General features: G+C 40.9%; 24 protein-coding genes. 14 read left to right on the top strand and 10 right to left on the bottom strand.

Features of this window, described 5'->3' with window-relative positions; genetic code table 11:
* Positions 1-21: 21 nt before the first annotated feature.
* The 9 genes from E2H97_RS10730 to E2H97_RS10690 all read left to right on the top strand — a co-directional run bounded on the left by E2H97_RS10730 (position 22) and on the right by E2H97_RS10690 (position 11,839).
* Entirely contained in the window at positions 22-2,274 is a 2,253-nt protein-coding gene (locus tag E2H97_RS10730) for an ABC transporter permease subunit (RefSeq protein ID WP_133407135.1), read from the top strand.
* A gap of 68 nt (positions 2,275-2,342) precedes the next feature.
* Positions 2,343-3,995 carry a phosphate ABC transporter permease PstA gene (gene pstA, locus E2H97_RS10725; protein ID WP_133407134.1) on the top strand — a complete coding sequence of 551 codons (1,653 nt, stop codon included), beginning with the start codon at positions 2,343-2,345 and terminating at the stop codon, positions 3,993-3,995.
* Positions 3,996-4,099: 104 nt separating this feature from the next.
* Positions 4,100-4,924, top strand: coding sequence for a phosphate ABC transporter ATP-binding protein PstB (gene pstB, locus E2H97_RS10720; RefSeq protein ID WP_121837559.1), 825 nt, complete (start codon positions 4,100-4,102; stop codon positions 4,922-4,924).
* 30 nt (positions 4,925-4,954) lie between these two features.
* Positions 4,955-5,665, top strand: a complete 711-nt coding sequence (gene phoU, locus E2H97_RS10715) for a phosphate signaling complex protein PhoU (protein ID WP_133407133.1) — start codon at positions 4,955-4,957, stop codon at positions 5,663-5,665.
* A 167-nt stretch (positions 5,666-5,832) separates the two neighbouring features.
* The gene (locus E2H97_RS10710; RefSeq protein ID WP_133407132.1) at positions 5,833-6,237 is read left to right on the top strand and encodes a hypothetical protein; all 405 of its coding nucleotides are present in this window, start codon (positions 5,833-5,835) and stop codon (positions 6,235-6,237) included.
* Positions 6,238-6,388: 151 nt separating this feature from the next.
* The gene (gene ydiJ, locus E2H97_RS10705) at positions 6,389-9,397 is read left to right on the top strand and encodes a D-2-hydroxyglutarate dehydrogenase YdiJ (protein WP_133407131.1); all 3,009 of its coding nucleotides are present in this window, start codon (positions 6,389-6,391) and stop codon (positions 9,395-9,397) included.
* Between the two features lie 8 nt (positions 9,398-9,405).
* On the top strand, positions 9,406-9,840 hold the full coding sequence (locus E2H97_RS10700; RefSeq protein WP_133407130.1) for a DUF1285 domain-containing protein: 435 nt from the start codon (positions 9,406-9,408) through the stop codon (positions 9,838-9,840).
* Between the two features lie 56 nt (positions 9,841-9,896).
* The gene (locus tag E2H97_RS10695) at positions 9,897-10,313 is read left to right on the top strand and encodes a MarR family winged helix-turn-helix transcriptional regulator (RefSeq protein WP_133407129.1); all 417 of its coding nucleotides are present in this window, start codon (positions 9,897-9,899) and stop codon (positions 10,311-10,313) included.
* Positions 10,314-10,450: 137 nt separating this feature from the next.
* Complete coding sequence (locus E2H97_RS10690; RefSeq protein ID WP_133407128.1) at positions 10,451-11,839, top strand: tryptophanase; 1,389 nt, start codon at positions 10,451-10,453, stop codon at positions 11,837-11,839.
* On the opposite strand, the gene E2H97_RS10685 is transcribed toward E2H97_RS10690, so the two are convergent.
* Both E2H97_RS10685 and E2H97_RS10680 read right to left on the bottom strand, forming a co-directional pair.
* Positions 11,811-12,158: a hypothetical protein gene (locus tag E2H97_RS10685; protein WP_133407127.1), complete on the bottom strand. Its 348-nt coding sequence runs from the start codon at positions 12,156-12,158 to the stop codon at positions 11,811-11,813. The genes E2H97_RS10690 and E2H97_RS10685 overlap by 29 nt on opposite strands.
* Positions 12,159-12,333: 175 nt before the next feature.
* Positions 12,334-13,371 (bottom strand): Glu/Leu/Phe/Val dehydrogenase dimerization domain-containing protein, encoded by a 1,038-nt coding sequence (locus E2H97_RS10680; RefSeq protein ID WP_133407126.1) that lies wholly within the window; start codon positions 13,369-13,371, stop codon positions 12,334-12,336.
* A gap of 262 nt (positions 13,372-13,633) precedes the next feature.
* On the opposite strand from E2H97_RS10680, the gene E2H97_RS10675 reads away from it, so the two are divergent.
* The gene (locus E2H97_RS10675; RefSeq protein WP_133407125.1) at positions 13,634-14,125 is read left to right on the top strand and encodes a DUF4826 family protein; all 492 of its coding nucleotides are present in this window, start codon (positions 13,634-13,636) and stop codon (positions 14,123-14,125) included.
* A gap of 44 nt (positions 14,126-14,169) precedes the next feature.
* Here E2H97_RS10675 and E2H97_RS10670 read toward each other — a convergent pair whose 3' ends face one another.
* A complete protein-coding gene (locus E2H97_RS10670) occupies positions 14,170-15,297 on the bottom strand; it encodes a cupin domain-containing protein (RefSeq protein ID WP_133407124.1) in 1,128 nt (375 codons plus the stop codon).
* Between the two features lie 173 nt (positions 15,298-15,470).
* Here E2H97_RS10670 and E2H97_RS10665 point away from each other — a divergent pair, with 173 nt between their 5' ends.
* Positions 15,471-15,944, top strand: coding sequence for a hypothetical protein (locus tag E2H97_RS10665; RefSeq protein WP_133407123.1), 474 nt, complete (start codon positions 15,471-15,473; stop codon positions 15,942-15,944).
* 69 nt (positions 15,945-16,013) lie between these two features.
* On the opposite strand, the gene purB is transcribed toward E2H97_RS10665, so the two are convergent.
* The 5 genes from purB to E2H97_RS10640 all read right to left on the bottom strand — a co-directional run bounded on the left by purB (position 16,014) and on the right by E2H97_RS10640 (position 20,470).
* Entirely contained in the window at positions 16,014-17,381 is a 1,368-nt protein-coding gene (purB, locus tag E2H97_RS10660) for an adenylosuccinate lyase (protein ID WP_133407122.1), read from the bottom strand.
* A gap of 99 nt (positions 17,382-17,480) precedes the next feature.
* Positions 17,481-18,095 (bottom strand): high frequency lysogenization protein HflD, encoded by a 615-nt coding sequence (gene hflD, locus E2H97_RS10655; RefSeq protein WP_133407121.1) that lies wholly within the window; start codon positions 18,093-18,095, stop codon positions 17,481-17,483.
* A gap of 3 nt (positions 18,096-18,098) precedes the next feature.
* Positions 18,099-19,214, bottom strand: coding sequence for a tRNA 2-thiouridine(34) synthase MnmA (gene mnmA, locus E2H97_RS10650; protein WP_133407120.1), 1,116 nt, complete (start codon positions 19,212-19,214; stop codon positions 18,099-18,101).
* Between the two features lie 106 nt (positions 19,215-19,320).
* Complete coding sequence (locus tag E2H97_RS10645; RefSeq protein WP_133407119.1) at positions 19,321-19,791, bottom strand: NUDIX hydrolase; 471 nt, start codon at positions 19,789-19,791, stop codon at positions 19,321-19,323.
* A 16-nt stretch (positions 19,792-19,807) separates the two neighbouring features.
* Positions 19,808-20,470 (bottom strand): rRNA large subunit pseudouridine synthase E, encoded by a 663-nt coding sequence (locus E2H97_RS10640; RefSeq protein ID WP_246028992.1) that lies wholly within the window; start codon positions 20,468-20,470, stop codon positions 19,808-19,810.
* A 165-nt stretch (positions 20,471-20,635) separates the two neighbouring features.
* Here E2H97_RS10640 and E2H97_RS10635 point away from each other — a divergent pair, with 165 nt between their 5' ends.
* Positions 20,636-22,858, top strand: coding sequence for an NADP-dependent isocitrate dehydrogenase (locus E2H97_RS10635; protein ID WP_133407118.1), 2,223 nt, complete (start codon positions 20,636-20,638; stop codon positions 22,856-22,858).
* 107 nt (positions 22,859-22,965) lie between these two features.
* On the opposite strand, the gene cspD is transcribed toward E2H97_RS10635, so the two are convergent.
* Positions 22,966-23,172, bottom strand: a complete 207-nt coding sequence (gene cspD, locus E2H97_RS10630) for a cold shock domain-containing protein CspD (protein WP_133407117.1) — start codon at positions 23,170-23,172, stop codon at positions 22,966-22,968.
* 198 nt (positions 23,173-23,370) lie between these two features.
* Between cspD and clpS the strand changes: the two genes are divergently transcribed.
* Both clpS and clpA read left to right on the top strand, forming a co-directional pair.
* The gene (gene clpS / locus E2H97_RS10625) at positions 23,371-23,679 is read left to right on the top strand and encodes an ATP-dependent Clp protease adapter ClpS (RefSeq protein ID WP_133407116.1); all 309 of its coding nucleotides are present in this window, start codon (positions 23,371-23,373) and stop codon (positions 23,677-23,679) included.
* A gap of 45 nt (positions 23,680-23,724) precedes the next feature.
* Entirely contained in the window at positions 23,725-25,986 is a 2,262-nt protein-coding gene (gene clpA / locus E2H97_RS10620) for an ATP-dependent Clp protease ATP-binding subunit ClpA (protein ID WP_133407115.1), read from the top strand.
* Positions 25,987-26,066: 80 nt separating this feature from the next.
* Here clpA and infA read toward each other — a convergent pair whose 3' ends face one another.
* On the bottom strand, positions 26,067-26,285 hold the full coding sequence (gene infA / locus E2H97_RS10615) for a translation initiation factor IF-1 (protein WP_006081934.1): 219 nt from the start codon (positions 26,283-26,285) through the stop codon (positions 26,067-26,069).
* Positions 26,286-26,334 lie beyond the last annotated feature (49 nt).

The raw sequence follows: 26,334 nt of genomic DNA, 5'->3' as shown, positions 1-26,334 counted from the left end.
ACATAACAATAGAGGTTCTTAATGGAAAGTCAGGTTACTCCACCTGATTCTAAGTCGCTGTTATTACGCGGCGTTACGAGTCGACGAACAATTAAAGATAAAGCAACACAAATCGGTGTATCTATTGGCGGTACTATGGTGTTTGTTGCTCTGTTACTTATCTTCTTCTATCTGCTGTATGTGATCAAACCTGTGTTTGATAGCGCTACCATGACTCAAGTGAATACCATCGATGAAATAAGCGATAAAGGCACAAGTTTGATGGTGGGTAGCGATGAGCAAAATGAAGTCGTTTATCGTGTTACCCAATCAGGGGAAGTACAATTTTATAATGCAGCTTCTGGCAAACAAGTTTTAGACTTTACGCCAAATTTACCAGCCGGAGTAACGGTAGTAAGTAGTAGTCGCTCAATGCCTGATCAGCAGATGTTTGCTTTAGGTTTAAGCAACGGTGAAGCGTTGTTATTTTCCATTAAATTTGGTGTTTCATACCCAAATAATGTTCGCACCATTACACCTGAAGTGTCATACCCAGCGGGTGAAGCACCACTTGTAGTGAGCGAGTCTGGAGAGCCTATTGAGCATATTGCATTTGCTTATAATCCAAGCAAAATTTCAATTTTGTTCCAAAATTCTGAAAAGCAATTTGTTCTAAAACGCTTCGAAGGTGAAGAAAACATGATCACCGAAGAAGTGGAGTGGGTAGCCGAAGAAGCTAAGCTCACTGATACTCCAAATCACATTTCTAAAGCATTAATCACTCCATACCAACGCCAGTTGATGCTAATGTCAGACGATAAAGTATTTGTCTATGATATTCGCTACATGGATGAAACCAGTTTATTCCAAGTGATTAATTTAGAACGTGCAAATGCTCATGTAACCGACATTCAGCTGTTGTCTGGTGCGAGTTCAATTATGGTGTCTTATGACTCTGGCGACGTTGAGCAATATTTCCAAGTTGCCAGTGACAAAGGGCGTTTGTATCAACGTATTCGTGGCTTTGATAACATTCCACCAGTATCAAGCATGACGACGGAATTTTTCCGTAAAAGCTTTGTTGTTGGCAGCCCAGATGGAACTTTAACGCTTTTATATACTACCAGTCATCGTGAGTTGCTGAGTGAATCATTCAAGATTGGTAAAACCCAAGCGATGGGCTTTAACCCTCGCTCAGACGGTTTAGTTGTTGAAGCTGACGGTAAATTACATTTATTCAAAGTGGATAATCCTCACCCAGAAGTGTCTTGGAGTGCGCTATGGGAAAAAGTTTGGTACGAAGGTTATCCAGAACCTAAATTTGTTTGGCAGTCGACGTCTGGCTCTGATGATTTCGAAGCTAAGTTAAGCTTGATGCCTCTTGCGTTCGGTACTATGAAAGCGGCATTTTACGCCATGTTGTTTGCTGTGCCGTTAGCTATTGCGGGTGCGATTTATACTGCATACTTCATGTCTTCAAAAATTCGTGGTGTGGTAAAACCAACCATTGAAATTATGGAAGCACTACCAACGGTTATTCTTGGTTTCTTAGCGGGTCTTTGGTTAGCGCCGTTGTTCGAGGAAAATTTGCCGGGAATTGTGATACTTCTTATTTTGCTTCCAACGTCGGTATTGGCCTCGGCATTTGGCTGGAGCAAGCTACCACGTAAGTGGAAAAACCGTTTACCAGAAACTTATCAAGAACTAATGCTGATCCCTGTGATTTGCTTTGTCGGTTGGTTCTCATTTGCTATCAGTCCGACAATCGAGATAGCTTTCTTTGGTGGTGACATGCGTTCGTACATCACTAATGACCTAGGTATTCCTTTTGACCAACGTAATGCCATGGTTGTTGGCATCGCAATGGGCTTCGCGGTTATTCCGACTATTTTCTCTATTGCTGAAGATGCGATTTTCTCTGTACCTCGTCACTTATCAAACGGCAGTTTGGCGTTGGGTGCAACGCAGTGGCAGACGTTAACTCGTGTTGTGCTACTTACGGCAAGTCCGGGTATTTTCTCAGCCGTAATGATGGGCTTAGGCCGAGCAGTAGGTGAAACCATGATTGTACTCATGGCAACAGGTAACACTGCAATTATGGATTGGAGCATCTTCGAAGGTATGCGTACCTTGGCGGCTAACATTGCGGTTGAAATGCCTGAGTCGGCGATTGGTAGTTCTCACTATCGAGTATTGTTCCTCGCTGCATTTGTTCTATTCGTATTTACTTTCTTCTTCAATACGATTGCAGAAGTGGTTAGACAGCGTTTACGCGATAAATATAGCTCGCTATAAGAATCAAAAGGACAGAATAACAATGCGATTTTATAAGAATTTTCGAAAGAGCTTGAGAGGTTCGCGTAATGGGTAAGTGGTTTAAATCTGGCTCTCCTTGGATTTGGATGACAGGTGGAGCGGTCAGCTTAAGCTTGATTGCAGTATTAGGGTTGTTGCTGCTGATTGCATGGCGTGGTTTAAGCTTCTTCTGGGTAGGTGATGTTTACCAGTGGCAGCTTAAAGATCAACATGGCAAAAAATACACTTTAATTGGTGAGATTTATGACCGTGAAGAAGTGCCGACTGAACGTTTAGAATCAGCAGGGCATAAATTCTCAACTCACCCTGGTGAAACGGTAACCCGTTATTTGATTAAAACTGGTAACCGTGAGCGCGTTAGCTTAGATTTCCGTTGGATTTTAGAAACGGACATTCTAAGCCGTACCACACCAAAAGATATCGTGGTGCTGGAACGTACCAAGAACGGTAATTTCTATGGTTTCCCAGTTGCTGTGGTTGAAGACGGTAAAGAAATTAAAAATGGTGATTTACGCGCTAAGTTAGATCAGCTTATTGAGCGTGCGGTTGAGTTATCAGATGAAGCTCACTCTCTTCAGAAAGGTGAAATTGGCCGTATTAATTATGACCTTGAAAACTTACGACTTAAGAGCCGTAAGTACGAGTTGGAAGGGCAGTTAACTGACGCCAGGAAGCAAGAAATTGCCGATGCTCGTGAAAAGCTAAACCTTGAATATAAAGAACTTGAAAAGACCTTCTTTAAGCTTCGCACTAAAGCTGGGCGAGATGCCGTATTGATCCGTGATATGACGGGTGAAGTCTTACGTCTACCAATGAATACCATTTTAGATGCGACATACGTTAATGATATGGGCTTCTTTGCTAAGTTGGGGCATTGGTTCGTGGGTGTTGGTAAATTCATCTCTAGCGATCCACGTGAAGCGAACACTGAAGGTGGTGTATTCCCAGCGATTTTCGGTACTGTTTTCATGGTATTGCTAATGGCGGTTATCGTAACGCCATTTGGTGTGATTGCTGCGATTTATCTACATGAATATGCGAAAAAAGGTCCAATTACTCGCATGATCCGCATTGCGGTGATTAACTTAGCGGGTGTTCCATCAATCGTTTATGGTGTGTTTGGTTTAGGTTTCTTCGTATACATGGTCGGTGGTTCTATTGACCAATTGTTCTACCCAGAAGCTTTACCGTCACCAACCTTTGGTTCTCCGGGTGTCATTTGGTCAGCGATTACCTTAGCAATTTTGACATTGCCAGTTGTGATTGTATCGACAGAGGAAGGCTTAAGCCGTATTCCTAGCTCGGTTCGTCAAGGTAGCTTAGCCCTTGGTGCGACTAAAGCCGAAACCTTATGGCGCATTGTGATCCCAATGGCAAGTCCTGCGATTATGACTGGTTTGATTTTAGCAGTAGCCCGTGCAGCAGGTGAAGTAGCGCCATTAATGTTGGTTGGTGTTGTGAAATTAGCGCCAACGTTGCCGATTGATATGAACTTCCCGTTTGTTCACTTAGAACGTAAGTTCATGCATCTTGGCTTCCATATTTATGATGTTGGTTTCCAAAGCCCGAACGTAGAAGCGGCACGTCCTTTGGTTTACGCAACCTCATTTTTACTTGTGAGTGTCATTGTTGCCCTAAACCTTACAGCCATTAGTGTTCGTAACCATTTACGTGAAAAATATCGTTCACTAGAGCACTAAAGCTATCGCTCCTGATAAGAGTTAGGAGCAAAACGAATTTTATGATGGCTGACAGGTAAGTCAGCCACGAATAACAGATTTACCTGATGTGATTAGGAAAGAATATGATTTCAATTGACCCAAATAAGACCAAAACGGATGCAGAAAAAGTAGATTTAGCTAACTTGCCTGACTCTGAAACTGCGCTAGAAATTCGTGGTTTGAATTTGCGTTATGGCGACAAGCAAGCGTTATTCGATATCGGTATGAAAATCCCGAAAAAACAAGTAACGGCTTTCATCGGTCCAAGTGGTTGTGGTAAATCCACTCTACTACGTTGTATCAACCGAATGAATGACTTGGTTGATACTTGTCATATTGATGGTGAGATCTTACTCCACGGTCAAAATATTTATGACAAAGCGGTGGACGTAGCAGCACTGCGTCGAAATGTTGGAATGGTGTTCCAGCGTCCAAACCCGTTTCCTAAATCAATCTATGAAAATGTGGTTTATGGTTTGCGTCTGCAGGGTGAAAACAATCGCCGTGTTCTAGATGAAGCTTGTGAGCGTTCATTACGTGGTGCAGCGATTTGGGATGAAGTAAAAGATCGTCTACACGATAATGCTTTTGGATTATCTGGCGGTCAGCAACAACGTTTGGTAATTGCACGTGCCATTGCGATTGAGCCTGAAGTGTTACTACTTGATGAACCTACGTCGGCACTTGATCCAATTTCTACATTGACTATTGAAGAACTGATCACTGAGCTAAAATCTAAGTACACAGTAGTGATAGTTACCCATAACATGCAACAGGCGGCGCGTGTATCAGATCAAACAGCCTTCATGTACATGGGTGAACTGATTGAGTATGCTGATACCAATACTATTTTCACTACACCGCAAAAGAAGAAAACCGAAGACTACATTACTGGTCGTTACGGTTAATACTGGATACGGATAAAAGAGAGATTCAAAATGGAAAACATTAGCTTAAACAAGCATATATCTGGTCAGTTTAATGCTGAGTTAGGTGATATCCGTAACCGTGTATTGGCTATGGGCGGATTAGTAGAACGTCAATTAGAACAAGCACTTGATGCTTTAGCAACGCTCGATGCAGAGCTTGCCTCTAAAGTTATCGAGGGCGACCACAAAGTTAATGGCATGGAAGTGTCTATTGATGAGGAGTGTACTCGTATCATCGCTAAGCGTCAGCCTGCGGCGAGTGACTTGCGTCTGATTATCGCCATTTCAAAGACTATTGCCGATTTAGAGCGTATTGGTGATGCAACGGTTCGTATTGCAAAAGCGGCACTTGAAAAACGTAAAAAGAATCAACAGCCATTGTTAGTAAGCATTGAAAGCATGGGGCGTCACGCAACTCATACGCTTCATCAAACTCTCGATGCGCTAGCGCGTATGGATGCCGATGCCGCATTTGAACTGCATAAATCAGATGCAAAACTCGACACTGAATACGAAGGCATTATCCGCCAACTCATGACTTATATGATGGAAGATCCACGCTCAATTCCTGGTGTACTCGATGTACTATGGGCAGCCCGTGCGGTAGAACGTGTGGGTGACCGTTGTAAGAATATCTGCGAATACATCATCTACTATGTTAAAGGTAAAGATGTTCGCCATACTTCGTATGAAGATATGGAAAAAGATTTGCAAGACTAGGGAATGTTCCCATTAGATTTTTTAATTAGTTATTAAGCCCTGCAGTTGTAGGGCTTTTTTTTATGAGATAGTAGATATCATTCTTTTGGTCTCTAGGCTAAAAATGAGAGCATGAACCGTCTTACCATTGAGTGTTCCAATCATCTGTTGTCAGTAGGAGCGGTAATATGAAAATAAGAAATTTCATTATTTTACTGAATTTATTATTTATAAGTCAGATATCGCATGCCCATCAAATTGCGCGGGTTAGCTTCTTGGTTAATAGTAATTTTTCTGAAAGGGGAGGAGAAAGCGGGCAAGAGGTTTGTCGCATTGATTTTCCAGAAAAAAATATTTGCTACCCATTTTTTAATATTGGTAAGTCTTCAATTATTATCAATGTTGATGGGATCATTAAAAATGCCGAAATTACGCAAGAACTTGGGGAGGCCTTTATGGATGAACGCTTACCTAATGATTCGGCAAACTTTGTTGTAACGAATAAGTTGGAAAATAAAGTTATTTTCAATGGAAGAGTAGACAATAAAATTGGACTCATTTGTACCGAAAGTTCATGTAAGGCTTGGGAGTAGAAATACAATAAAACAATGTTCAATAGTGTCCCTGTTGTTTTAAAACAAGTAGAACCTTAATAAATGTAAGGAGTTTTCTATTTTTTTAGCCTAATTTTATCCAACATTATCAGGTATAATTCAGTTATAACTAAGATATAAAGTTCGAGCCATGTTACCCCAGCTTAGCCATAACCAAACGATTGAACCTGTTTACCTTTCATATCTTGAAGCACTAGAGCAAAGCGATTTTTCTGGTGATGTTGATAAGCGTTATAACACCCGTGTTGTACAAGCGACCGATAATTCGGTTTATCAATTTATTCCTCAAGCGGTTATTTATCCGAAAAGCCAGCAAGATGTGCAAATCGCAATCAAGCTTGCAAATCAAGAACAGTACAAGCAGGTGACGTTCAGTCCTAGAGGTGGTGGAACAGGCACAAATGGTCAATCATTAACTCATGGCATTATTATCGACCTTTCTCGCTACCTAACCAAGGTCCTTGAAGTTAATGCTGAAGAAGGTTGGGTTAAAGTACAAACAGGTGTGGTGAAAGATGCGCTTAATGATGCGTTGCGACCACATGGCTTCTTTTTCAGTCCTGATTTATCGACCTCAAACCGTGCGACGGTTGGTGGCATGATTAATACCGATGCTTCAGGTGCGGGCTCCTTGGTTTACGGCAAAACCTCTGATCATGTCCTAGGGCTTTCTAGTGTCATGCTTGATGGCAGTATTTTAGATACTACCCCGATATCAGCAGAGCAGACCAAAGCACAAGCCGATTTTGTATTAAATATTGCCGATCTCTGCCGTGAAAAGCGCTCGTTAATCCTCGACAGATTCCCTGACTTAAACCGTTTTCTTACCGGTTACGATTTAAAACATATTTGGAATGATGATTTAACTCAGTTTGATTTATCTCGAATCTTAACGGGCTCCGAGGGTACGTTATCTATCATTACTGAGGCTAAGCTAAATATTACGCCGTTGCCGAAAAAGCGATTGATGGTGAACATCAAATATGATTCTTTTGAATCAGCTTTACGTCATGCGCCAGACTTAGTGAAAGCCAATGCTACTGTTGTTGAAACCATTGACTCGAAGGTTCTGAATTTAGCCAAAGAAGACATTATTTGGCACTCGGTTTCTGATTTAATTTCTGATGTGCCCAATCAAGAAATTGATGGTTTAAACATGGTTGAGTTTGCTGGTGAGCCAGAAGACGTTCTGCAAAGGTTAGAACATTTAAAGACTCGACTGGATGCTCAGATCAAAGAACAGCAAGCAGGGGTTCTAGATTATCAGTTTACTGATGATGCAAACAGTATCAGTAAAATTTATGCCATGCGTAAAAAAGCTGTGGGGTTGTTAGGTGCGACCAAAGGTAAGCGTAAGCCGTTAGCTTTTGCTGAAGATACCGCAGTGCCGCCTGAAAACCTTGCTGATTTCATTATGGAGTTCCGAGCATTATTAGATAGCCATAAATTAAACTACGGCATGTTTGGGCATGTGGATGCTGGTGTTCTACATGTTCGCCCTGCATTAGATATGTGTGATCCGAATGACGAAAAGCTCTTGAAAGTAGTGTCTGATGAAGTGGCAGCATTAACCATGAAGTATGGTGGTTTAATGTGGGGAGAACACGGCAAAGGTGTTCGTGGTGAATATGCGCCTGCTGTATTTGGTGAGGAACTTTACCAAATTCAATGTCAGATCAAACGTGCCTTTGATCCAGATAATCGCTTAAACCCCGGAAAGCTATTTGCACCAGATGGTGGTGAGCTTAAATACAATGTAGATAGTAAAAAGCGAGGCAGCTTTGATAGAGAAATTCCAGTAAATATCAGAGACAGTTTTCCTGATGTGATGAATTGTAATGGTAACGGCCTTTGTTTTAATTACAGTCCACAATCGCCGATGTGCCCATCGTATAAAGCCACAGGTGATAGAATCCATTCGCCGAAGGGCAGAACAGGTGTTATGCGTGAATGGTTACGTTTGCTGTCTAAAAGCGGTGTCGATATAAATCAATTAGCAACTGAAAAACCTCAAGGGGTTATTTCTCGAACCATCAATACCGTAAAAGCCAAAAATGAATACGATTTTTCTCAAGAAGTGATGGAATCACTTCAAGGTTGTTTGGCTTGTAAGGCGTGTTCTAGCCAATGTCCTGTTAAAGTCGATGTGCCAAAGTTCCGTGCTCAATTCTTTGATATTTATTACAAAAGATACTTGCGTCCAACAACCGATTATTTAGTTGCAGGTATAGAGCAAAGCTTGCCAATGATGGCCAAAGTACCAAGGCTTATGAATGCTTTATCGCAAAATGGCTTTAGTCAGTGGATGATGCAAAAAACATTAGGCTATGTCGATGCTCCTGCGTTATCTGTGCCTACGTTAAACTCTCAACTCAAACAGCATGATGCAACAAGTTATGATTTAGCGAAGTTACAAGCGATTCCTGTTTCTGAGCGTTTAAATTATGTGTTAATTGTTCAAGACCCGTTTAATAGCTTTTATGATGCTCAATTAGTGGTGAAATTGATTAAGTTCATCGAAAAGCTAGGTTTACGTCCCGTGTTATTGCCGTATAAGCCGAATGGTAAACCGATTCACATTAAAGGATTCTTAGAACGATTTGCGACGGTTGCCAAAGATAGTGCTGACTTTTTAACTCAAATTGCAAAACTGGATATGCCGATGATCGGTTTAGATCCTGCTTTAGTGCTTTGTTATCGAGATGAATATCAAGAAATTCTTGGTGATAAATGCGGCGAATTCGATGTGCTACTTGTAAATGAATGGCTAGCGAAGTTGGATTTAAATGGCATCAACCCTAAAGCTCAAAGCCAAAAATTTACTTTAATGAATCACTGTACTGAAGCTACCGCAAGACCTAATTCTGGTAATGAATGGAAGCAAATATTCAGTTTATTTGGATTAGAGCTTGAAGTTAAAAGCCTAGGTTGTTGTGGCATGGCAGGAACGTATGGACACGAACTTAAAAACCTAGAGCGAAGTAAAAAGCTTTATGATTTGTCGTGGAAAGGGGGGATTGATGTTCAACAACCAGAACAAGTGTTGGTGACAGGGTTCTCATGTCGTAGTCAAGTTAAACGCTTTGCTGGGTTTAGAAGTCAGCATCCTGTAGAAGTATTACTAGAGACTCTGGATTAGAGGTGAATATGAGCCAACAAGCTTCAGATGTATTGAAATCATTAGCATCAGAACCTCAATTATGCAGTGAAGATGCTCTCTTTGATATTGATTCAGAAGGGCGCTGGTTTTACCAAAATTCTCCGTTACCAACCAAGTTCGCACGCTTGTTCAGTGGTATTTTAAAGAAGCAAGATCAGGAGTACTTTTTGGTGACTCCTGTTGAAAAAGTTCGAGTTGAAGTCGAAGCTGAGCCCTTTAAAATTGTTGATTACAAAATAGCTAGTGATAACACTGTGCAAGTAATGACATCGATTGAAACAGAATATTCGTTAGGGAGTATAGAAACCTTTTTAGTTTCAGATGCTTGTATATCTTGTAAGTTACCTAATGGTTTAATGGCAAGCTTAAACCGAGCTTGCTACTACCGATTTATCGAAGAATTTTTAACCGAAAATAATTAACAAATCTAATTTTATTCAGTAAAGTGGTTGCATGGTGAGCAGTAAGGAAACTGAAAATGCAACGACAGCAAAGTCTGGGTTACTTAATTTCTCATTTCAATGTTGAGCTTCAAAAGCAAATGGACTTGAAGCTTAAACGCTATCAACTCGACCTTAAATATTGGCCAATTTTATTTGCGCTTTGGGAAAAGGAAGGGATAACACAAACAGAACTTTCTCAACGATGCGATGTTGCTAATTATACAATGACTCGATTCCTCGATGTATTACAGGAACAAGGTTATATCTATCGTCACCAAGAGCAAGATAATCGTCGTGCTTTTCAAGTTTATTTAACTGATGAGGCAAAAGCTTTAGAGCAAGATGTTTGTACTGAGCTTGAGCGCTTATATGAACAGATGCTTTCAGATCTTACACCTGAAGAACACGATAATTTTTATCACATTCTCAGAAAAGTGAATCGTTTGGAGTAGTTTTCTTATGAAAGTAGTTCCAATGTCCAATCAAAGCTTGAAGTGGTTTGTGCTAGACCACGAGCTATCTAAAAATTCCCTGCTGTTCTAATTGTTTTCCAATTGAATCTTATCTATTAACAATTGGAGAAATCACAATGAAACGTATACCTGAACCATTTAGAATAAAAATGGTTGAACCTATTCGTGTTACCGACTTTTACGACCGAAAAAAAGCCTTAGCCGAAGCTGGTAACAATCCTTTTTTATTACGCAGCGAAGACGTTTATATCGACTTATTAACCGACTCTGGTACAGGCGCGATGAGTGATCGCCAATGGGCTGGTTTGATGGTGGGAGATGAGTCTTATGCAGGCAGCCGTAACTTTTTCCATTTAGAACAAAATGCTCAAGATATGTTTGACTATCAATATGTTATGCCTGTACATCAAGGGCGAGGGGCTGAGCAAGTTCTGTTTCCGTGTCTTGTTGAAAAATGCGGTAGTGATAAACCTGTATTCATATCTAACTATCATTTTGATACTACCGCGGCCCATGTTGAAATCAGTGGTGCCAAAGCGATTAATACCCTTACTAAGAACGCCTTAGATACCGAAACCTTTCACCCGTGGAAAGGGGATTTTGATATTGAAGCGTTAAATCACCAAATTGAATTTCATGGTGGTGAGAATGTTGCTGGGATTATTATCACTGTTACCTGTAACAGCTCTGGTGGCCAGCCTGTTTCAATGGCGAATATTAAAGAAGTGAGTGCCATCGCTCAAAAACACAGCATTCCTGTTGTTATTGATTCAGCACGTTACGCTGAAAATGCATTTTTTATTAAACAAAGAGAAGATGGTTATCAGGATAAATCGGTGAAAGAGATTGTGGCGGAAATGTTCAGTTATGGCGACATGATGACGCTTTCTGCGAAAAAAGATCCCATGGTAAACATCGGAGGCTTGTTGTGCATAAAAGACGACATAACTCTATTTCAAGCTTGCCAAGGACGCTGTGTACCAATGGAAGGCTTTGTCACCTATGGTGGTCTTGCTGGGCGTGATATGGAAGCGTTAGCGATAGGGATTGAAGACAGTTGTAATGAGGACATGCTGAATTATCGTATTGGACAAGTCGCGTACCTTGGTGAACGCTTACGAGAGGCTTGTGTTCCAATTCAATATCCCACAGGTGGTCACGCCGTATTTGTTGATGCTGGAAGGATGTTACCTCATATACCAGCACAGCAGTTTCCAGCGCATGCTCTAGCTTGTGAATTGTATTTAGAGTCTGGAGTTCGTGGCGTTGAAATTGGCTCATTATTGCTTGGGCGTGATCCAGAAACAGGAGAGCAAAAGCCATCTCCGTTTGAATTGTTAAGGCTGACTATTCCAAGACGAACTTATACCAATGATCATATGGATTATATAGCGGATGCTATTATTGAAGTCTTTAAACGTCGGCATGAGGTCATAGGCTTAGATTTTGAATATGAGCCGCGTATTTTGCGGCATTTCACTGCAAGATTAAAAAAAACAAAATAGAAATAAAACCAGTGAGAAGTAAACCAAGTTGTAATTTTTTCTGACTCGATTTTAAGCTTGTTTTGGTTTGCTTTAAACTGGTTACTAATTGCTCGTTCTTGTAAATTCGACAAACCAGTCCTTCGGTAATAGGATCGACAAACATCTGAAACCGACAATTTTTGCCATTTGAAAGTTTAAATTGGTGACTAGATGTGTTGTTGATGTTGATTTTTTGAGTTACTTGTTCGCCGTTAACAATTAACCTTTCCATTCCAAACCAATTGCTGGCCTGTAATTCAACACTATCCTGATCGACTTGGTATTGGAATCGCACCATAGCTGTATTCTTCTTTACTAATTTGATTAAAAATTAAGAGAACCAATACAGGCAGTTCAGAGCAGAACAATTTGGATCTTGATTAGGTTTAATTCAAGCAAAAAATTAGGAAATTTCCAGTTATAAACATAAAAAAGGGAGCATCTAGCTCCCTTCATTTATAGATTGATATTTTTTACTTAGCTGCACCTTCGATGATGGCACGAGCCATTTCATCTGCAACAACATTTGTCGTACGATTCTCTGCATCTGCACGGTTGAAAATCTCAAGTAGAGTGTCGTAAATTTTTTCTACTTTCGCAGTAGATGCCGCAGCATCATAATTATTTTCAAATGATACATTGATGATGCCGCCAGCGTTGATGACGTAATCAGGAGCATAAAGAATGTTTAGTTCTTTTAGCTTGTCGCCGTGGCGCAATTCCGCTAACTGGTTGTTGGCGCAACCTGCAACAATCGTGGCTTTAATACGAGGGATTGTATCGTCGTTAATGGTTGCACCTAATGCACATGGCGCATAAACATCAACATCTAAGTCGTAGATTTCTTCAGGAGCGACGATAGTTGCACCAAAGTCGTTGGCAACTTTGTTTAAGTTGTCTTGATTGATATCGGTAACAAAAAGCTCAGCACCTTCTTCATGTAGATGTTTACATAGGTAGTAACCTACATGGCCAACACCTTGCACGGAGATTTTAATGCCTTTAAGTGACTCTAAGCCGCGTTGGTGTTTAATCGCCGCTTTAATTCCCAAATAAGTACCTAGAGCGGTAAATGGGGATGGATCACCACTTTTACCTTCTAAGCCTGCAACAAAAGGGGTTTCCTGATGTGCCATCATGATATCAGCGGTACCAACGCCAACATCTTCAGCTGAATAATAGTTGCCGCCCAATTTGTGAACAGCACGACCAAAAGCACGGAATAGGGCTTCACGGTCTTTGATATTTTTAGGGTCGGCAATAATTACTGATTTACCACCGCCCATGCTTAATCCTGCAAGTGCATTCTTGTAAGTCATGCCGCGTGACAGACGAAGCACATCGTTTAGCGCTTCTTTGTCTGAATCATAGTTCCACATACGGCAACCGCCGAATGCTGGGCCTAGGTTGGTGTTATGCACAGCGATAATCGCTTTTAGACCTGTCTCTTTATCATGACAATGTACAATTTGCTCGTGATTGTCGAAAGACACGCTATCAAAAACTGCCACTATTTCTATTCTCCAAAGAATCTTAGGATCTGTTGATCCTTGTCTCTTAATAAAATCTTATTTATGAGACCTTGTTATATTTGTTGCGAAACATTAGCATTTAGCGATACTCTGAACAAAATCCCTTATGTAAATATTTTGAGGAATGTGGCAATTTTGCTTTCCACTTTGTAGATAAATGCTACGTAGATATCAAATAACAAACAATAAGTGGTTAAAAAAGCTCTAGTAGCAAGGACAATAATTATAAAAGGTAGTAATAATGACGGAACAAGTAATTGATAAAAAAGAAGATATGAATGTTGGTATGAAGGCGAGTATGACTCAACCAGCACAACCTACTCAAGAACAGATTGAACAAGCACAAAGTGCGTGGGTTAGGGAGCAATTTCAAAAAGCCAATCGCTTCATGGCCGAAAAAGGCATTATTCCTCATAAAGTTCACGATAAAGAAAGTCGTTACCTAGTTCCATTTATCGCGCTTTGGAAAATGGAAACCAAGCAACCTACTAAAAAAACATACTGGGTATTATCTGGTGATCTGCCATCAGATATCGTTGAAGTGAGCGTTGCTAAAACCGCACGAGAGGCCGTTCGTCATTTCTCGATGACTTGGCAAATGAAGGCTGAAAACTTGATTCGAACTGGGGTCACAAGAGAGCCAACTCAAGCCAAATATGCAAATCTATTGATCTCTAGAGCTGAAGACCTTTATAAAATGCAAGCCGATGACAAACTTTGGCAAGAAGCGTAAGTTTGATGCGGGGCAATGATTTTATTGCCCCGTAGTTTACTGTTTTATTCAGACAGATATACGTAACCCATCTTTAAAATATCTACCAAAAACTCCTGTAACTCAGTGTTGTCAAGATTCATTAATAGCCATTCGTTTTCATACAAGAAATTTTCACTTAAATAGCCTAACACTGACTCATCAGTTGTACTTAGTGAGTAGGGTTCACCATCAATAAACAATCGTTTTTCAGCATCGTTTTCTAAACGAAGTACCTTTAAACCGCCAATACGTTGAATCACCGCACCTGCTTGAATTGCATCGACTAAGGCTTCAGGGTCAATGTTTTCATCAGGGCTTACATCTAAATCAAAACGGTTGCGGCTCAGTAACTGTCCTAAGATAGGCTGATAGGCTTTTGGCTGCGAGCAAAGAGCGCTTAGCAATCCCATTAACTTTTGTTGGTGGGCTTCATCTACACTTCCGGCAACACAAGTTTCATTGTCTGAAGTGAAGCGTTGTAAGCCAGAATTATTATCAATGAGGAAATCAGCAACTTCAGAGATTAACTCTTGCTGGCTCGGTGCACGAAACCCAAGTGAGTAACTCATCGCATTGGTGAGTGTTTGTCCACAGTGAGGGTAGCCGGGCGGAATATATAAGATATCCCCTTTATTAAGTGTTACTTCAATAATAGGCTCAAAATCTTCCACAAGTGCTGTAGTTTTATCGCCATTACGTTGTTGATGATTGCCTCTATCGCCCACTTTCCATGCACGTTGACCTTCACCTTGTAAAATAAAAACGTCGTAATTATCAATGTGGGGGCCCACGCCACCATTTGGGGTCGCGAATGACACCATAACGTCATCGAAGCGCCAGTCTGGAATAAATCTAAATGCATCAACCAGAGGTTCTATTTCAGGATGCCAATGGTTAACAGCTTGAACTAAAAGCTGCCATTTTTGGTCGCCAAATTGCTCGTAATCTTCAAAAGGTCCTTGAATAATTTGCCAATCGTTATCGGCGGTAACAACAACCCGTGAACTCACTTCTTCTTCACACGCTAAGCCTGCAAGTTCATCAGCGGTAATGGGATCTTCAAAATCCTTAATGGCATTTCGAATAACAATGGGTTTTTGCTGCCAATGTTGTTTTAAAAAAGATTGAATATCGAAGTTTAAGCTGATCATGAATGCTCTTAGCTGCAAAGTTGAAAGATTGGGATTTTAGAAATCAAATGGGAACTTGTCCATGATTCTATTAATGCTTGTTGTAAAAATAAAACCTAATAGATATTTAGCTTAGGTTAAGCTGATGATTAATATACTGATATTTAATATGAAACATGGTAAAGGTAAGTTAAATGTCACTTGGTGAAGCAAACCTAGCTTGGGATGGTTCAAATTACTCTGTAATAAATGAAGGCGCTCAGGACTGGCTCAACCCCAAAATTGAGCATCTTGTAGATACAGGAAAGGTTGAATTCGAAGCACTAGTTGTGATCGGTGAGCATAAGATACCTCACGAATTTCATCTAACCAAAGACGACAATAATAAAATCCATTGCTTCTTTAAGGATAAACAAAGTGAGCAGCCTAAATGGATTAACAATAACTATTCAGCTTCTATGCAGCGCTTAATTTCAGTGCATCCTTCTTGGCCTTATAAGTATCACTCAGTAACAAAGGCTGTATGGCGACCAGGCCATAATCTGCTTACTGATGAAAAAGCTGATTCCCGTTCCAGTTCATTAGTAGGTCAAGGTGAAGGAAGTTGTGAGTCATTAAGTTCTCTATTAGCAGAAGAGGTTGAACAGAACACAATGGAAAATGATTAGCTTACGCAAGCTCATTAAGGAAAAAACATCAAGCTAAGCTGTTAAAACAACTTAGCTTGAAATACACAATTACAGGTCGTCTACAAAGGCTTCAGCGCGACCTATATAGTTAGCAGGAGTCATTTTCTTAAGTTCAATTTTTACATCTTCTGGTAATTCTAAACCGTCGATGAATGTCGCTAATTGATCTGCATCGATACGCTTACCACGAGTCAGTTCTTTCAACTTTTCATAAGGCTTTTCGATACCATAGCGGCGCATCACCGTTTGTACTGGCTCTGCTAGTACTTCCCAGTTTTGGTCCAGTTCGTTACGAGTATTGTCTTCGTTCACTTGCAGCTTGCTAATGCCTTTCAATGTTGCTTGATAAGCAATCACTGAGTGAGCCATACCCACACCAAGGTTACGCAATACTGTAGAGTCCGTTAGGTCACGTTGCCAGCGAGATACAGGTAATTTGCTGGCTAGGTGCTGCATTAACGCATTAGCGATACCTAAGTTACCCTCAGAGTTTTCAAAATCGATAGGGTTAACTTTGTGTGGCATAGTTGAAGAGCCAATTTCACCTGCAATGGTTTTTTGCTTGAAGTGACCAAGGGCGATGTAACCCCAGATATCACGGTCAAAGTCGATCAATACAGTGTTGAAACGAGCAACAGCGTCGAAGATTTCGGCAATGTAATCGTGTGGTTCAATTTGAGTTGTATAAGCATTCCAAGTTAAACCAAGGCTGGTTACAAAGGTTTCAGAAAGCTCATGCCAATTTACAAGTGGGTAAGCCGATAGGTGAGCGTTGTAGTTACCCACTGCACCATTGATTTTACCCATAAGCTCAACGGCTTCAATTTGCTTGAGTTGACGTTCAAGACGCACAGCAACGTTAGCCATTTCTTTACCAAGAGTGGAAGGTGAGGCGGGTTGACCGTGAGTACGAGACATTAAAGGAACGCTACGGAACTCTTTCGCTAGGGCTTTAACAGCATTAATGACTTTGTTGCAATAAGGAACAAGTACGAGCTCACGCGCTTCTTTTAGCATCAAACCATGAGACAAGTTATTGATGTCTTCTGAAGTACAAGCAAAGTGAACAAATTCATTAATGGCTTCTAACTCAGCATTGCCCGCCATTTTTTCCTTGATGAAGTATTCAACCGCTTTAACATCGTGATTTGTTGTACGTTCGATTTCTTTAACGCGCATGGCATCTTGCTCGCTAAAGCTATCTTTAATGCTATCAAGTAATGCCAATGCTTCATTACTAAAAGCAGGTACTTCAGAAATACCGTCACAGCTTGCCAGTAGCTTAAGCCAGTTGATTTCAACTTGAACACGGTATTTGGTAAGACCGAACTCGCTGAAAATCTCTCTTAATTCTGCAGCTTTGCTGCCATAACGACCGTCTACCGGAGAGATCGCAGTTAGTGCGGAAAGTTCCATCGTAAGCTCCTTAATGAACTTTAAGTAAGTATTTAGCCAAAGCTTTCTCAATGCGAAATGCAAAGGTGCTGTTGTGCTCATACTTTGTAGGGTTGTTGTTTATATATTTTTTAAATTATGCTTTGCGGCATTGATCATGCGTTTTCTAAAGAAAACCAACTCTCTGCGTTTGCCGCCTAGTTGGCGCCATAATACGGCGCTTCTTATCGCTGAAAGCAGTAATGCTCGAACACGTTCTTGGGTGATATCTTTATGTAGTATCTTGGGGTTACCTATAATCATGATTTTGGGGCCAAGGTTACTGATCAAATCACTGTAGATGCTAGCGATGTTGTTGATGATTTGGTTGTCATTAATATTAAAATGAGCGGTTTGACGTTTAATTTGAGAAATGCGCTCTGCAAGAATTCCCATTTGACCAGAGCGAGCTAATTTGCGCTCTAAAGATAGAACACCAACAAGATAGCGAGTCAGCTCCATATCTTTTTTGTCACTTTCTAATTGATCAACGATGGCTTTAGAGCCATCAATAACAATTGAGCGATCTTGATAGATATCTAGGATATTATCTGGATCGGTAACTAACAGGGTGTTTAAGCTAGCCTCAACAGATTCCGTATCATATTCATCGGTTCTGGCTACTTGTTGCACTTGTTTAAGCGCATAAAGTATTCCTGCAAATGCGATGGCTTGCTCCGAGCTTTGCTTATCCATGAGCTAGTCCTTTATTAAAACATCAATAATACCGCCACCAAGACACACCTCACCGTCATAAAATACCGCAGATTGTCCGGGAGTCACTGCTGCTACAGGTTCGTCAAACATGACGCGAATGGTTTGATCGTCAATATATGATATATGGCAAGGTACATCCTGTTGGCGATAGCGGGTTTTAACGGTAATTTTACTGCCGTTTTCTGGGCCTTTTCGATCAACCCAATGAAGCTGATTTACTTTCATACCTACAGACATTAGGCGAGGGTGCTTACCGCCTTGGCCGACAATAAGTACATTGCGTTCAAGATCTTTATCAACCACATACCATGGCGCTTCAGAGCTGTCTTTTAGGCCGCCAATACCTAGACCTTTACGTTGCCCTAGGGTGTGATACATCAAACCTTGATGTTCGCCGATCACTTTACCTTCTGTTGTTTCGATTTTTCCAGGTTTTGCTGGCAAGTAATTAGATAGAAATTCAGTGAATTTACGCTCACCAATAAAGCAAATACCAGTACTGTCTTTTTTGCTGGCGGTAACTAAGCCCTGTTCTTCAGCAATTTTTCTCACTTCAGGCTTTTCAAGTTCACCTACTGGGAAAAGGCTTCGGGCGACTTGATCGTGGCTTAACGTGTATAAGAAATAACTTTGATCTTTGTTACCATCTACACCACGAAGCATTTCAGTGTTGCCGTCGATATCACGGCGGCGAACATAGTGCCCCATGGCAATGTAGTCGGCATCTAATATTTCATCTGCAAAATCAAGAAATGCTTTAAATTTGATCTCTTTGTTGCACATGATGTCTGGGTTAGGCGTTCTTCCAGCTTTATATTCAGCTAAAAAGTATTCGAAAACATTATCCCAATATTCAGCTGCAAAATTTACTGTGTGTAAGGTAATGCCAAGCTTGTCACAAACTGCTTGAGCATCTTTTAAATCTTCCGCAGCGGCACAGTATTCGTCATTATCATCTTCTTCCCAGTTCTTCATGAACAGGCCTTCTACCTGATAACCTTGCTGTTTTAATAGATAAGCTGAAACTGAAGAATCCACACCGCCAGACATACCAACGATGACTTTTTTACCATTTGAAGAGGGAATTGTAGATGTCATAAATCCTGAAACCGAGTTTGAATCATAACTGAGGCTGTTGCCTATATTCCGAAAAATTCGGAGCGCTATTTTATCACGGTATCAGGTGTAGAGCTATGTAAAACCTTTATAAATATTCATCAGATAGAATACGTAATGTAGCGCTTTTACTGGCGAAATAATCCTCTATCGACTTTAGAATAAGCGGGCTTCTAAGTTGAGGCTCTATGGCTTTAATTTGGTCATGTGTTAGCCAATGTGCAGCAACAATTTGAGGGTCTTGCGGGCGAGTTTGAGGTGGTTCTAGTGTGGTTCCGTATTGATTAACAATACAATGAAAGGTGAATCTAAGGAACTGTAAATCGGGATTGGCTTGGTATTGATAAATGCCAGTGATGGACTGGCATTTTACGGCGATGCCGGTTTCTTCGGTCACCTCTCGTTCACAAGCCTTAATTAAGCTTTCTTGTGGCTCTAGGTGACCGGCTGGTTGGTTGTAAACGGTTTGACCGTCAATGATTTCTTCTACAATAAGAAACTTGTCTTGCCATACGACAATAGCAGCAACGGTGACATTTGGTTTATAACGTTCAGCCATAGAAACCCTCTTTTTATTAAGTGTTCAGTGGAATTATTCTGTATTCACCCGGCTGTAATCTTGAGCCAGATTGGTTATCTAAGGAATAACTTCCAATACTATAGCGCAATAATCTTAACGTGGGATGACCGATATGTGCAGTCATACGGCGAACTTGTCGATTTCGACCTTCGTGAATTTGAATCTCAAGCCATTGAGTGGGTATGTTTTTTCGCTCACGAATAGGCGGTATGCGATGCCAAAGAAAATCGGGCTCATCTATTTTTCGAACTTTAGCGGGAAGCGTTGGGCCATCTTTTAAGGTGACGCCAATTCTCAATTTGTCTAAATCGGACTCGCTAGGATCACCTTCAACTTGAACCCAATAGGTTTTAAAGGTCTTCTTTTTAGGCTGAGTGAGCTTTGCTTGTAACTTACCATCGTTAGTGAGTAACAATAAGCCTTCGCTGTCTCTATCTAAGCGGCCAGCGGCGTAAATATCAGGAATGGGAATAAAATCTTTTAATGTTTTACGTCCCTCGTCATCAGTAAACTGGCAAAGTACGTCAAATGGCTTATTAAAAAGCACTAATTTTCTTTCTTCAGGTGGTACTACCTGTTTATGTTTGCGCGGGTTAGAGCGTGCATTTTTTTTGGCGTAATGGGGGCGTTTCGCTGCTGTGGTGCGTTTAAAGGTCACTGTTACAATCGAGCATGTGAGTTTAACTTGACAGTTTACAAGGGTTTTCTCCTGTTTGGAATTTGATTTATGCGATCGATTCGCTATGATGATTCATCCAAAATTTTAACCTCGTGCCCATTATAGGGAACTCTAGTGTTCTACCCGTAAAAAGTAGGAAGCAAAATGAAAGATAATTCTCCAACTATCATTTATACCGAAACTGATGAAGCTCCGGCATTGGCTACATATTCTTTATTGCCAATCATTAAGCGTTTCACTCAAGCTGCTGGTGTAAATGTTGAAACTCGTGATATTTCTTTATCTGGTCGTGTGATCGCTAACTTCCCTGAGTACCTCAAACCAGAGCAGCGTATAGGTGATGCTTTGGCTGAGTTAGGTCAAATGGCAAAAACACCAGAAGCAAACATTATTAAGCTTCCAAACATCAGTGCGTCTATCCCTCAGTTAAAAGCGTGTATTGCTGAACTACAAGCTCAGGGTTATGAGTTACCAAATTACCCTGATGAACCGAAAACGGATGAAGAAAAGTCAGTAAAAGCGGTTTATGACAAGATCAAAGGTAGTGCTGTTAACCCAGTGCTTCGTGAAGGTAACTCAGACCGTCGTGCGCCTAAATCAGTAAAAAACTATGCGCAAAAGAACCCACATTCAATGGGTGCTTGGGCAAAAGATTCTAAGTCACACGTAGCACACATGGCAGACGGTGATTATGTCAGCTCTGAGCAATCAGTGACTATTGCTGATGAAACCTCAGTTGATATCGTGCTTACCCAAGCCGATGGCAGCAAAACTACCCTTAAATCAGGTATTGCTTTACAAACAGGTGAAGTGATTGATTCGGCAGTGATGAGCCAAAAAGCTTTGGTTGAGTTTTTTGAAGCAGAAATTGAAAAAGCAAAACAAGAAGATGTATTGCTATCGCTTCATTTGAAAGCCACCATGATGAAAGTGTCAGATCCGATTATGTTCGGTCACTGCGTAAAAGCTTTCTACAAGCCTGTTTTTGATAAATATACTGCTGAATTTGAAGAGTTGGGTGTAGATGCAAGCAACGGCTTTGGTGATGTTGTAGCAAAAATTCAAAACTTACCAGAAACAAAACGTGCTGAAATCGAAGCTGATATTGAAGCTGTCTATGCTGCTCGTCCTCCATTAGCTATGGTTGACTCTGATCGTGGTATTACCAACCTACACGTGCCAAGTGACATCATTATCGATGCTTCTATGCCTGCGGCAATTCGTAGCTCGGGTCAAATGTGGGGACCAGATGGTAAGCAAAAAGATACCAAGTACATGATCCCAGATCGTAGCTACGCAAGTGTGTATGCTGAAACTGTGAACTTCTGTAAAGAACATGGTGCATTTGATCCAAGCACTATGGGTAGCGTACCAAACGTTGGTTTGATGGCTCAAAAAGCAGAAGAGTACGGCAGCCATGATAAAACGTTTGAAATGTCAGCTGATGGTGTTGTGACTGTAGTTGATGCTGCCGGTAACGAGCTAATGAAGCAAACTGTTGCTCAAGGTGACATTTTCCGTATGTGTCAGGTTAAAGACGCGCCAATTCGTGATTGGGTGAAACTTGCCGTAAATCGTGCGCGTCTAACTAGTACCCCAGCGGTATTCTGGTTGAATGAAGAACGTGCTCACGATGCTCAGTTAATTGCTAAAGTAAATGAATATCTAAAAGAACACGATACTTCTGGTCTTGAGATTTACATCATGGCTCCTCAAGAGGCGACGCGTTTCTCTTTAACTCGTATTAAAGAAGGTAAAGATACAATTTCTGTTACCGGTAACGTGTTACGTGATTACCTAACAGACTTGTTCCCAATCTTAGAGCTTGGTACCAGTGCGAAGATGCTTTCTATCGTTCCTCTAATGAATGGCGGTGGTTTATTCGAGACTGGTGCTGGTGGTAGTGCACCTAAGCACGTTCAGCAGGTTCAAAAAGAAAACCATCTACGTTGGGATTCTTTAGGTGAGTTTCTAGCATTAGGCGCTTCATTAGAGCACTTAAGCCAAAACACAGGCAATGCAAAAGCTATGGTGCTTTCAAAAGCACTTGATGAAGCGATTGGCCAATTCTTAGATACCAATAAGTCGCCTTCACGCCGTGTTGGTGAGTTGGATAACCGTGGTAGCCATTTCTACTTGGCTATGTATTGGGCTAATGCAATGAAAGCACAAACTGAAGATGCAGCTCTTGCTGAGCAGTTTACTGCAATTTCAGAGCAGCTTTCTGCCAATGAAGATAAGATTGTTGCTGAGCTAAATAAAGCACAAGGCCCGGCAGTAGATTTAGGTGGTTATTATCGTCCAGATGTTGCTATGACTGAATCGGCAATGCGTCCAAGTGAAACTCTAAACGCTATTTTGGCTTAATGAGTATGTGTGGCTGAGAATTAGTTTTCAGCCACGCTGTGAAGCGAGTAAATAAAAAGGCAGGTTTAAACCTGCCTTTTTTACTGGTTAAATGCCCAAATTTTTTATTATTTTACTGGCGTAATTGCTGATGCATGCATGCCTTTGGGGCCTTGTTCAACTTGATACTCTACTGGTTGCCCAGCTTTTAGGGTACGATACCCATCCATATCAATAATTGAATAGTGTGCAAAAATGTCTTCGCCGCCTTCATCAGGACAAATAAACCCAAATCCCTTGGCGTTGTTGAACCACTTCACAGTTCCGCTTGCCATACTTCCACTTCCTTCTGTTGTCAACTTCCCGTTAAGATAGTAAAACTAAATAGCGGGGAAACGATCACCGCTCGGCAACCAGAATGTAATTATGAAAAGAAGATGTCAAGATAAAATTAACAAAAATATAACAAGAGTGTGTTTTTTTGACAAAGCCTGTAGTATTTACGGCTATTTTAGAAGAGGTATGACCAGATAATGAGTAACGTGGGTAGCATTGAAGAATTAGAGGAAAGTCTTGAAACCGAACTTCGTCCACCATCTATGTATCAAGTGGTATTAAATAATGACGACTATACCCCTATGGACTTCGTTGTTGACGTTTTACAGATATTTTTTAACAAAAATGTTGAAGAAGCAACGGAGATCATGCTTGCAATTCATCACAAAGGAAAAGGAATTTGTGGTGTATTTACACTTGATGTTGCCGAAACAAAAGTAGTGCAAGTAAACCAGTTTTCACGGGAAAATGAACATCCTTTACTATGCACGCTAGAGAAAATATGAAAATAGATTACGCTAAGAGTATGGGAATTTTTTTTGGGGGCGCCTATGCTGAATAAAGATCTTGAAGTCACATTAAATGTGGCCTTTCAACAAGCCAAAGAATCACGGCATGAATACATGACTGTGGAGCATTTATTGTTGGCGTTGCTGGATAATCCTTCTGCTCGTGAAGCTTTAGTTTCATGTGGTGCTGATATAGAAAGACTCAGAAATGAAGTTGAACGCTTTATCAACCAGACAACTCCGCTCCTCACCGAACCAGATTTAGAAAAAGAAACGCAGCCTACTCTTGGTTTTCAGCGTGTATTGCAGCGTGCAGTATTCCACGTACAATCTTCAGGTCGTAACGAAGTTACTGGTGCTAACGTATTGGTGGCCATATTTAGTGAGCAAGAATCACAGGCTGTATATTTGCTTCGTCGTTGCGATATTACACGTTTGGATGTGGTTAATTTTATTTCGCATGGAGTGAGTAAATCAGATCCGGAAGATGGCTCGGTGAGTTTCGAACCGACAGAAAATGAGACCGAGTCAGAAGAAGACACCAGTAAACTTGCTCAATTTACTTCCAATCTAAACAAACAAGCTGAACAAGGGTTAATTGACCCTTTAATCGGGCGAAACCTAGAAATAGAGCGTACCATTCAAACCCTTTGCCGTCGCCGTAAAAACAATCCTTTATTAGTTGGGGAAGCTGGCGTAGGCAAAACCGCAATTGCAGAAGGTTTGGCTTACCTCATCCATACCGATTCAGTCCCTGAAGTGATCAAAAATGCCACAGTTTATTCGCTTGATTTGGGAGCTTTGCTTGCAGGAACTAAATATCGTGGTGATTTCGAAAAACGCTTTAAAGGGCTGCTGAAAGAATTAGCAGAAGATGAGCATGCCATTTTATTCATTGATGAGATTCATACCATAATTGGGGCTGGTGCTGCTTCTGGTGGCGTAATGGACGCCTCTAACTTATTAAAGCCGTTACTTTCTAGCGGAAATTTGCGTTGTATGGGGTCGACCACATTCCAAGAGTTCCAAAATATCTTTGATAAAGATAAGGCTTTGGCACGCCGTTTTCAAAAGATAGATATTACAGAACCTAGCGTTGCAGAAACGACTTTGATCTTAAAAGGGTTAAAACCAAAGTATGAAGAACACCATGCTGTTCGGTACACACAGTCAGCATTAAGTGCTGCCGCTCGATTATCGGATAAGCATATTAATGACCGTCACTTACCCGATAAAGCCATTGATGTGATTGATGAAGCGGGTGCGCGAATGGCGATGCAACCGCAAAGCAAGCGCAAGAAGACAATCGGTCAAACTGAGATTGAAGAAATCATTGCCAAGATTGCTCGCATTCCTGAGAAGACCGTTACCGCTTCGGATAAAGATTTACTTAAAAATCTTGAGCGCAATTTGAAAATGGTGGTGTTTGGTCAGGATAAAGCTGTAGAGTCTTTATCGTCGGCAATCCGTTTATCTCGAAGTGGTTTATCGAATGAAACTAAACCTGTAGGTAGCTTTTTATTAGCAGGTCCAACAGGTGTGGGTAAAACTGAGGTAACAAATCAACTTGCATCTTGCTTAGGCATGAAGCTCGTTCGATTTGATATGTCAGAGTATATGGAAGCTCATGCGGTTGCTCGTTTAATCGGAGCGCCTCCAGGGTATGTTGGCTATGAGCAAGGTGGATTACTTACCGATGCGGTTATTAAACAACCTCATTGTGTCGTCTTGTTGGATGAAATCGAAAAAGCGCACCCCGATGTTTATAACTTACTTTTACAAGTTATGGATCACGGTACACTGACTGATAACAATGGTCGTAAAGCCGATTTTAGAAACGTGACACTGGTTATGACGACTAATGCGGGTGTTCAAGAAACACAAAAGCAATCTATTGGTTTCCAGCAGCAAGATCACAGTGCCGATGCCATGGCTGAAATCAATCGTGTCTTTTCTCCTGAGTTTAGAAACCGTTTAGATTCAATTATATGGTTTAACCATTTAGACATGACCATCATTGCCAAAGTGGTTGATAAGTTCTTAGTAGAGCTTCAAGCTCAGTTAGATGAAAAGTCTGTCACTATGGTAGTCAGTGATGAAGCAAGAACGCTTCTAGCAGAAAAAGGCTATGATAAAGCCATGGGAGCAAGACCTATGGGTCGTGTCGTTACCGAATTGATCAAGCGTCCTTTGTCAGATGAAATTCTATTTGGTGAACTTGAAGCTGGAGGAACGGCTTATATTGATGCAAAAGATGGTGAAATAGTCGTTACAGCAAAGAGCAAAGAAAAACTAGTAAATTAGCGTTAGTACTAGCTACAAAAAAACCCGGTTTATCCGGGTTTTTTATTATCTAGATATTCTTATCTAGGAGTGAAGTCTAATTAGCGTGCGCGGAATACGATACGGCCTTTAGTTAAGTCGTAAGGAGTCAATTGCACGGTGACTTTGTCTCCAGTAAGAATGCGGATGTAGTTCTTGCGCATTTTTCCAGAAATGTGTGCAATCACAACGTGACCGTTTTCAAGTTCTACACGAAACATTGTGTTTGGCAAGGTCTCAAGGATTGTGCCTTGCATTTCAATGTTGTCTTCTTTCGCCATTAATTAAGTATCCCATTAGCCTTCAAATATAAAATCGGGCGTATCATGC

The sequence above is a fragment of the Parashewanella tropica genome (assembly GCF_004358445.1).
Taxonomy (GTDB): Bacteria; Pseudomonadota; Gammaproteobacteria; order Enterobacterales; family Shewanellaceae; genus Parashewanella; species Parashewanella tropica.
Note: the sequence above shows the minus strand (reverse complement) of the source record. Positions and strands in the feature narration are given on the sequence as shown.

Bases quoted from the DNA above. Each gene is read 5' to 3' on its own strand.
- E2H97_RS10675 (WP_133407125.1), top strand. From the start codon at position 13,634: ATGACGGAACAAGTAATTGATAAAAAAGAAGATATGAATGTTGGTATG.
- pstB (WP_121837559.1), top strand. From the start codon at position 4,100: ATGATTTCAATTGACCCAAATAAGACCAAAACGGATGCAGAAAAAGTA.
- E2H97_RS10685 (WP_133407127.1), bottom strand. From the start codon at position 12,158: ATGGTGCGATTCCAATACCAAGTCGATCAGGATAGTGTTGAATTACAG.
- infA (WP_006081934.1), bottom strand. From the start codon at position 26,285: ATGGCGAAAGAAGACAACATTGAAATGCAAGGCACAATCCTTGAGACC.
- purB (WP_133407122.1), bottom strand. From the start codon at position 17,381: ATGGAACTTTCCGCACTAACTGCGATCTCTCCGGTAGACGGTCGTTAT.
- mnmA (WP_133407120.1), bottom strand. From the start codon at position 19,214: ATGACATCTACAATTCCCTCTTCAAATGGTAAAAAAGTCATCGTTGGT.
- cspD (WP_133407117.1), bottom strand. From the start codon at position 23,172: ATGGCAAGCGGAACTGTGAAGTGGTTCAACAACGCCAAGGGATTTGGG.
- E2H97_RS10670 (WP_133407124.1), bottom strand. From the start codon at position 15,297: ATGATCAGCTTAAACTTCGATATTCAATCTTTTTTAAAACAACATTGG.
- clpA (WP_133407115.1), top strand. From the start codon at position 23,725: ATGCTGAATAAAGATCTTGAAGTCACATTAAATGTGGCCTTTCAACAA.
- clpS (WP_133407116.1), top strand. From the start codon at position 23,371: ATGAGTAACGTGGGTAGCATTGAAGAATTAGAGGAAAGTCTTGAAACC.
- pstA (WP_133407134.1), top strand. From the start codon at position 2,343: ATGGGTAAGTGGTTTAAATCTGGCTCTCCTTGGATTTGGATGACAGGT.
- E2H97_RS10710 (WP_133407132.1), top strand. From the start codon at position 5,833: ATGAAAATAAGAAATTTCATTATTTTACTGAATTTATTATTTATAAGT.
- E2H97_RS10695 (WP_133407129.1), top strand. From the start codon at position 9,897: ATGCAACGACAGCAAAGTCTGGGTTACTTAATTTCTCATTTCAATGTT.
- E2H97_RS10700 (WP_133407130.1), top strand. From the start codon at position 9,406: ATGAGCCAACAAGCTTCAGATGTATTGAAATCATTAGCATCAGAACCT.
- E2H97_RS10730 (WP_133407135.1), top strand. From the start codon at position 22: ATGGAAAGTCAGGTTACTCCACCTGATTCTAAGTCGCTGTTATTACGC.
- E2H97_RS10690 (WP_133407128.1), top strand. From the start codon at position 10,451: ATGAAACGTATACCTGAACCATTTAGAATAAAAATGGTTGAACCTATT.
- ydiJ (WP_133407131.1), top strand. From the start codon at position 6,389: ATGTTACCCCAGCTTAGCCATAACCAAACGATTGAACCTGTTTACCTT.
- E2H97_RS10665 (WP_133407123.1), top strand. From the start codon at position 15,471: ATGTCACTTGGTGAAGCAAACCTAGCTTGGGATGGTTCAAATTACTCT.
- hflD (WP_133407121.1), bottom strand. From the start codon at position 18,095: ATGGATAAGCAAAGCTCGGAGCAAGCCATCGCATTTGCAGGAATACTT.
- E2H97_RS10645 (WP_133407119.1), bottom strand. From the start codon at position 19,791: ATGGCTGAACGTTATAAACCAAATGTCACCGTTGCTGCTATTGTCGTA.
- phoU (WP_133407133.1), top strand. From the start codon at position 4,955: ATGGAAAACATTAGCTTAAACAAGCATATATCTGGTCAGTTTAATGCT.
- E2H97_RS10635 (WP_133407118.1), top strand. From the start codon at position 20,636: ATGAAAGATAATTCTCCAACTATCATTTATACCGAAACTGATGAAGCT.